General features: G+C 65.7%; 4 protein-coding genes. All 4 read left to right on the top strand.

Translation table 11 applies throughout. The features are described from left to right. The first annotated feature begins 127 nt into the window (after nucleotides 1-127). The 4 genes from mreD to Q6A48_RS23820 all read left to right on the top strand — a co-directional run bounded on the left by mreD (nucleotide 128) and on the right by Q6A48_RS23820 (nucleotide 6,751). Nucleotides 128-613 carry a rod shape-determining protein MreD gene (mreD, locus tag Q6A48_RS23835; protein WP_304556856.1) on the top strand — a complete coding sequence of 162 codons (486 nt, stop codon included), beginning with the start codon at nucleotides 128-130 and terminating at the stop codon, nucleotides 611-613. Nucleotides 614-775: 162 nt separating this feature from the next. Then, nucleotides 776-1,384, top strand: a complete 609-nt coding sequence (locus Q6A48_RS23830) for a Maf family protein (protein ID WP_304556855.1) — start codon at nucleotides 776-778, stop codon at nucleotides 1,382-1,384. 45 nt (nucleotides 1,385-1,429) lie between these two features. Continuing rightward, nucleotides 1,430-2,887, top strand: a complete 1,458-nt coding sequence (gene rng, locus Q6A48_RS23825; protein WP_304556854.1) for a ribonuclease G — start codon at nucleotides 1,430-1,432, stop codon at nucleotides 2,885-2,887. 60 nt (nucleotides 2,888-2,947) lie between these two features. Then, nucleotides 2,948-6,751: a YhdP family protein gene (locus Q6A48_RS23820; protein WP_304556853.1), complete on the top strand. Its 3,804-nt coding sequence runs from the start codon at nucleotides 2,948-2,950 to the stop codon at nucleotides 6,749-6,751. Nucleotides 6,752-6,772: the final 21 nt, after the last annotated feature.

The following is a 6,772-nucleotide window of genomic DNA, read 5'->3' as shown; positions in this document are numbered from 1 at the left end:
CCCCGGCGCCTGCGGCGAACGGCGGCCGTTCCACCAGCCATGCCCCGGCGACGCAGCATGCCCGGCCCGCGCCCAAGCCCGCGGCCTCGACGCCCGCCGTGCCAGCCACCAGGGGAGCACGAGAAGAATGAGCAGTAAATCCGGTAACGGCTGGATCGTCTGGCTGACCTTTGCCATCGGCCTGTTGCTCAGCGTTTCGCCGCTGCCGCAGTTCATGGAAATCCTGCGGCCGCTGTGGCTGGCCCTGCTGCTGGCCTTCTGGGCGCTGGCCTTGCCGCACAAGGTCGGCATGGTCACCGCCTGGTGCCTGGGCCTGGCCGAGGACGTGCTCTACGGCACCCTGCTGGGGCAAAACGCGTTGATCCTGACCTTGATCACGTTCCTGGTGCTGTCCCTGCAGCAACGCTTGCGAATGTTCCCCATGTGGCAGCAATGCCTGGTGATCCTGGTGATCTTCGGCCTGGCGCAACTGGTCCAGCTGTGGCTCAGTGCCCTGACCGGCAATCGCCAGCCGACCCTGGCGCTGGTGTTGCCAGCCCTGGTCAGTGCGCTGCTCTGGCCCTGGGTCAGCTTCGGTTTGCGGGGCCTGCGCCTGCGTTTCAAGATCAACTGATTCGCTCAGGATATCGACACTTTTTTGATGACTTACATCCCTGTGGCGAGGGAGCTTGCTCCCGCTCGGTCGCGTAGCGACCGTAAGATCGGGGCCGCTACGCAGTCCAGCGGGAGCAAGCGCCCTCCCCACAAAAGCCGGTCGCGTTAGGGAGATGTCTTGATGAAACCGCTTTACCTCGCCTCAGGCTCGCCGCGCCGGCGTGAATTGCTCACCCAGATCGGCGTGCCCTTCACCGCCATCAGCGCGGACATCGATGAAACGCCCCTGGACCACGAAACCCCGGCGGCCTATGTCGAGCGCCTGGCGCGCGGCAAGGCCGAGGCCGGGCGGCGCAGCTTGCCGGATGGCGCGCACGCTTGCGTATTGGGGGCCGACACGGCAGTGGTGCTCGACGGGCGGATTCTCGGCAAGCCACTGGACCAGGCCGATGCGCGCGCGATGCTACGGGGCCTGGCCGGCCGCGATCATGAGGTTTTGACCGCCATTGCCGTGCTGGACGGCCTGCGGTGTGAATCCCGGGTGGTGCGCAGCCGGGTGCGTTTTCGCCCCATCACCGAATCGGAAGCGGCGGCCTACTGGGCCAGCGGGGAACCCCGGGACAAGGCGGGCGGCTACGGCATCCAGGGCTTGGGGGCGGTGTTCGTCGCCGGTCTGGAGGGCAGCTATTCTGCGGTGGTGGGCCTGCCGCTGTGCGAAACCGCGCAACTGCTGGGTGATTTCGGCATACCCTGTTGGCAACCCCTGGAGCGCGCCTCGGGCGCCGTCTGACTTGATGCGGCCATAATCGTGAACATGCCTGAACGAGACCCTGCCATGAGTGAAGAGATCCTGATCAACATCACGCCGATGGAATCGCGCGTGGCGGTGGTTGAAAACGGTGTGTTGCAAGAGGTTCACGTCGAGCGCACGCAAAAGCGCGGCATCGTCGGCAACATCTACAAAGGCAAGGTGGTCCGGGTGTTGCCGGGCATGCAAGCGGCCTTCGTCGACATCGGCCTGGACCGCGCGGCGTTCATCCACGCCTCGGAAATCTCCATGCGCGAGGGGCCGGCCGTGGAAACCATCAGCGCGCTGGTCCATGAAGGCCAGAGCCTGGTGGTGCAGGTCACCAAGGACCCCATCGGTTCCAAGGGCGCCCGCCTGACCACGCAATTGTCGATTCCGTCGCGCTACCTGGTGTACATGCCGCGCACGGCCCACGTCGGCATCTCCCTGAAGATCGAGGACGAAGCCGAGCGCGAGCGCCTCAAGCAGGTGGTCAGCGACTGCGTGGAGAAGGAAGGCATCAAGGAGGCCGGTGGCTTCATCCTGCGCACCGCCGCCGAAGGTGCAGGGGCCGATGAGATCCTCATGGACATCCGCTACCTGCGCCGGCTCTGGGACCAGATCGCCGCCCAGATCAAGGTCATCGCCCCCCCCAGCGTGATCTACGAGGACCTGGGCCTGGCGCTGCGGACCCTGCGCGACCTGGTCAGCCCGAAGATCGAGAAAATCCGCATCGATTCCCGGGAAACCTTCCAGAAAACCACCCAGTTCGTGGCCGAGCTGATGCCGGAAATCGCCGACCGCCTCGAACATTACCCGGGTGAGCGGCCGATCTTCGACCTGTACGGTGTCGAGGACGAGATCCAGAAAGCCCTGGAGCGCAAGGTCCCACTCAAGTCCGGCGGTTACCTGGTGGTGGATCCGGCGGAGGCCATGAGCACCATCGACGTCAACACCGGGGCGTTCGTCGGTCATCGCAATCTCGAAGAAACCATCTTCAAGACCAACCTGGAGGCCGCCACCGCCATCGCCCGGCAACTGCGCCTGCGCAACCTGGGCGGGATCATCATCATCGACTTCATCGACATGGAGGACGAAGAGCATCAGCGCCAGGTACTGCGCACCCTGGAAAAACAGCTCGAACGCGATCACGCCAAGACCAACATCATCGGCATCACCGAGCTGGGCCTGGTGCAGATGACCCGCAAGCGCACCCGCGAAAGCCTCGAACAAGTGCTGTGCGAGCCCTGCAACAGTTGCCAGGGCCGGGGCAAGCTGAAGACTCCGGAAACCGTGTGTTACGAAATCTTCAGGGAAATCCTCCGGGAGGCGCGCGCCTACCAGGCCACCGGCTATAGAGTGTTGGCGAACCAGAAAGTGGTGGATCGCCTGCTCGATGAAGAGTCGGGCAATGTCGCCGAGCTGGAGGCTTTTATCGGACGCACGATTCGTTTCCAGGTCGAAACCATGTATTCCCAGGAACAATACGACGTGGTGCTGCTCTGAAGGGCTCGGGAAGCGGCAAGTCCGCAGTTTTGCTCATTTTTGCCGGGGGAGGCCACTGACATGGAGCGTCTGACACGCTTTTTGGCTGCGCTGACCCGCTGGGGGCTGGGCCTGTGTGCGTTGCTGCTGGTGCTGCTGGCGTTGTACGTCAGCCTTGGCCGCGAGCTGGTCCCGCTGGTGGCCGAGTATCGCGCCGAGGTCGAGAACCGGGCCGGCGAGGCCCTGGGCCTGCCCGTGCACATTGGCAGTCTCGACGGTAGCTGGAGCGCACTGGCGCCGATCCTGGCCGCCCGCGACGTGGTGGTCGGCGACGGCCCCAATGCCCTGCACCTGGACCAGGTGCGCGCGGTGCCCGACCTGTGGGCGAGCCTGATGGCACGCCAGGTGCGCCTGGCTCACCTGGAGCTTAGTGGCCTGAAGATCAGCCTCAAGGAAGGCACCGATGGCAAATGGGCCCTGGAAGGCCTGCCGGTGCAGGACGACAAGCCTCTCGACCCGCAGCAGGTGCTGGATCGCATGCAAGTGGTGGCCAAGCTGTCGCTGCTCGACAGCCAGGTCACCCTGCAACCCCTCGAACAAGCGCCGCTGACCCTGACCTACGTCGGCTTGAGCCTGCGCACCGGCGCGAGCCGCCAGCGCCTCGACGCCCGCCTGACCTTGCCCGACGGCCAGCCCGTGGCCCTCAACCTGCGCACCCGGATCCGCGCCAGCGACTGGAAGAATGGCGAGGCCGAGGCCTACCTGAGCCTGCCCCAGAGCGACTGGGCCAAATGGTTGCCCAAGCGCCTGACCGGTCAATGGAACGTGGCGCGGCTCCAGGCCGGCGGTGAGTTCTGGCTCAGTTGGGGCGCCGGCACCGTGCAACGTGCGGCCATGCGCCTGAACGCGCCGCAATTGCAGGGCGGTTATGCCGCGCGCAAGCCGGTGCAGATTCATAACCTGGCCCTCAACGGCTATTTCCAGCGTGGCGGCCAGGGCTTCACCGCGACGTTCGATTCCCTGGCCATGAACCTGGGGGAGACCCGCTGGGAGTCGCGCCTGCAACTGCAGCAGAGCGACGCCACCGAGCAGGCTGAAGAGCGCTGGCATGTGCAGGCGGATCGCCTCGACCTGACGCCGCTGACGCCGTTGCTCAATGCCCTGGCGCCATTGCCCGAAGGCGTCGCGACGGCCATCGACCGGCTCAAGGTGACCGGCAGCCTGCGCAATGTGTTGCTCGACTATCGTCCGCAGAACACCGGCGACCAGAAGGTCAGCTTCGCCACCAACCTCGACACCGTGGGGTTCGATGCCTATCACGGCGCGCCGGCCGCGCGAAACGTCTCGGGCAGCCTCAGTGGCGACCTGGGCGGCGGCGAATTGCGCATGGACAGCAAGGACTTTTCCCTGCACCTGGACCCGATCTTCGCCAAGCCCTGGCAATACCTGCAAGCCAACGCCCGGTTGACCTGGAAGCTGGACAAGCAGGGCTTCACCCTGATCGCGCCGTACCTGAAGGTGCTGGGCGAGGAGGGCCGGATTGCCGGCGACTTCCTGATCCGCCTGCACTTCGACCACAGCCAAGAAGACTACATGGATCTGCGGGTCGGCCTGGTGGACGGTGACGGCCGCTACACCGGCAAGTACCTGCCTGCGGTCCTCAGCCCGGCGCTGGACGAATGGCTGCGCACGGCCATCGTCAAGGGGGCGGTGGACCAGGGGTTCTTCCAGTACCAGGGCTCGCTGAACCACGGTGCCGAGGACGCGGCGCGCAGCATCAGCCTGTTCTTCAAGGTGCACGACGCCGAGCTGGCATTCCAGCCGGGCTGGCCGTCGGTCAGCAAGGTCAGCGGCGATGTCTTCGTCGAGGACAGCGGCGTGCGTGTCTATGCCAGCCAAGGACAATTGCTCGATACCCAGGTCAAGGACGTGGCGGTGAACATTCCCCACGCACCCAGCGGGCAGAGCGTCCACCTGCTGCTGGACGGCGGGTTCGCCGGCGGCCTGGGGGACGGCCTGAAGATTCTCCAGACCGCGCCCATCGGCACTGCCGAGACGTTTGCCGGATGGGAAGGCGAGGGCGACCTGCAAGGCAACGTCAAGCTCGATATCCCGCTGGTCAAGGGCGAGGAGCCGAAGATCCTGGTGGACTTCGCCGTCGACAAGGCCCGGCTCAAGCTCAGCGAGCCGGCGCTGGAACTGACCCAGCTCAAGGGCGACCTGCGCTTCGACAGCAACAAGGGCTTGAGTGGCAAGGGCATCAGCGCCCGGGCGTTCGACCGACCCGTGACAGCACAGATCTTTGCCGAGGGCCGCGCCGGCGCGCTCAATACCCGGGTCACGGCGGCCGGCCAGGTGGACGTCAAGAAGCTCGCCAATTGGCTGAATGTCACCCAGCCGTTGCCGGTATCGGGCGTGGTGCCGTATCAATTGCAGGTGATCCTCGACGGTGCCGACAGCCAGTTGTCGGTCAATTCCAACCTCAAGGGCGTGGCGGTGGACCTGCCGGCGCCTTTTGGCATGGCGGCCGATGTCGGGCGCGATACGTCGTTTCGCATGACCTTGCAGGGGCCGGAGCGACGCTATTGGGCGACCTATGGCGACCTGGCCCGCTTCACCTACGCCGCGCCGAGCGGGAAGCTGGCCGACGGTCGCGGCGAGTTGCTGCTGGGCACGGGTGATGCGGTGCTGCCGGGCGCCAAGGGCCTGCGGCTGCGCGGGACGCTGTCGGAACTGGACACCAGCCCGTGGCAGGACCTGCTCACCCGCTACGCCGGGCAGGATCCGGGCGGCAGCGCCAAGCAGTTGCTCAACAGCATCGACCTGAACGTCGGCAAGCTGACGGCGATGGGCACCACCCTGGACCAGGCCTCGGTGCAACTCGACCGCAAGGCCGATGCCTGGGGCCTGCGCCTGGCGAGCCAGCAGGCCAAGGGCAACGTCAACCTGCCGGATGCCAAGGGCGCACCGATTGGCATCGTGCTGGACTATGTTCGCCTGCCGGCCGTGGACCCGACCGTCCAGGCCGACGAAAATGCCCCGGATCCACTGGCCTCGGTCGATCCGACCAAAGTCCCGGCCATGGATATCGCCATCGACCAGCTGTTCCAGGGCCCGGACCTCATCGGTGCCTGGTCGCTGAAAGTGCGCCCGACGCCCAAGGGCATCGCCCTGAACAACCTGGACATGGGCCTGCGGGGCATGGTCCTGAATGGCAGTGGCGGGTGGGAAGGCGCGCCCGGTGCCACCAATAGCTGGTACAAGGGACGCATCAGCGGCAAGAACCTGGCCGACGTACTCAAGGGCTGGGGCTTCGCGCCGAGCGTGACCAGCCAGGAGTTCCGCCTGGATGTGGACGGCCGCTGGCCCGGTTCGCCGGCGTGGGTCGCCACCAAGCGTTTCTCCGGCAGCCTCGATGCGTCGTTGAGCAAAGGCCAGTTCGTCGAAGTCGAAGGCAGTGCCCAGGCGTTGCGGGTATTCGGCCTGTTGAACTTCAACTCCATCGGCCGGCGCCTGCGCCTGGACTTCTCCGACCTGTTCGGCAAGGGCTTGAGCTACGACCGGGTCAAGGGGCTGCTGGTGGCGAGCGACGGCGTCTATGTGACCCGCGAGCCGATTACCCTGACCGGTCCGTCAAGCAACCTGGAACTCAACGGCACGCTGGACATGGTGGCCGACCGCGTCGACGCCAAGCTGCTGGTGACCCTGCCGGTGACCAACAACCTGCCTATCGCCGCGTTGATCGTCGGGGCACCGGCGGTGGGCGGGGCGCTGTTTTTGATCGACAAGTTGATCGGCGACCGCGTGGCACGTTTCGCCAGCGTAAGATACGACGTCAAGGGGCCGTGGAAAGAGCCGAAGATCACCTTCGACAAGCCGTTCTGACAGTTCGACGCCAACCCCCTT

It is taken from the genome of Pseudomonas citrullilanati (genome assembly GCF_030580855.1).
GTDB classification, from domain to species: domain Bacteria; phylum Pseudomonadota; class Gammaproteobacteria; order Pseudomonadales; family Pseudomonadaceae; genus Aquipseudomonas; species Aquipseudomonas citrulli.
Note: the sequence above shows the minus strand (reverse complement) of the source record. Positions and strands in the feature narration are given on the sequence as shown.

What these genes read in the sequence shown, in the direction of transcription:
- Q6A48_RS23830 (WP_304556855.1), top strand. Translation starts at nt 776, where the DNA reads ATGAAACCGCTTTACCTCGCCTCAGGCTCGCCGCGCCGGCGTGAATTG.
- mreD (WP_304556856.1), top strand. Translation starts at nt 128, where the DNA reads ATGAGCAGTAAATCCGGTAACGGCTGGATCGTCTGGCTGACCTTTGCC.
- Q6A48_RS23820 (WP_304556853.1), top strand. Translation starts at nt 2,948, where the DNA reads ATGGAGCGTCTGACACGCTTTTTGGCTGCGCTGACCCGCTGGGGGCTG.
- rng (WP_304556854.1), top strand. Translation starts at nt 1,430, where the DNA reads ATGAGTGAAGAGATCCTGATCAACATCACGCCGATGGAATCGCGCGTG.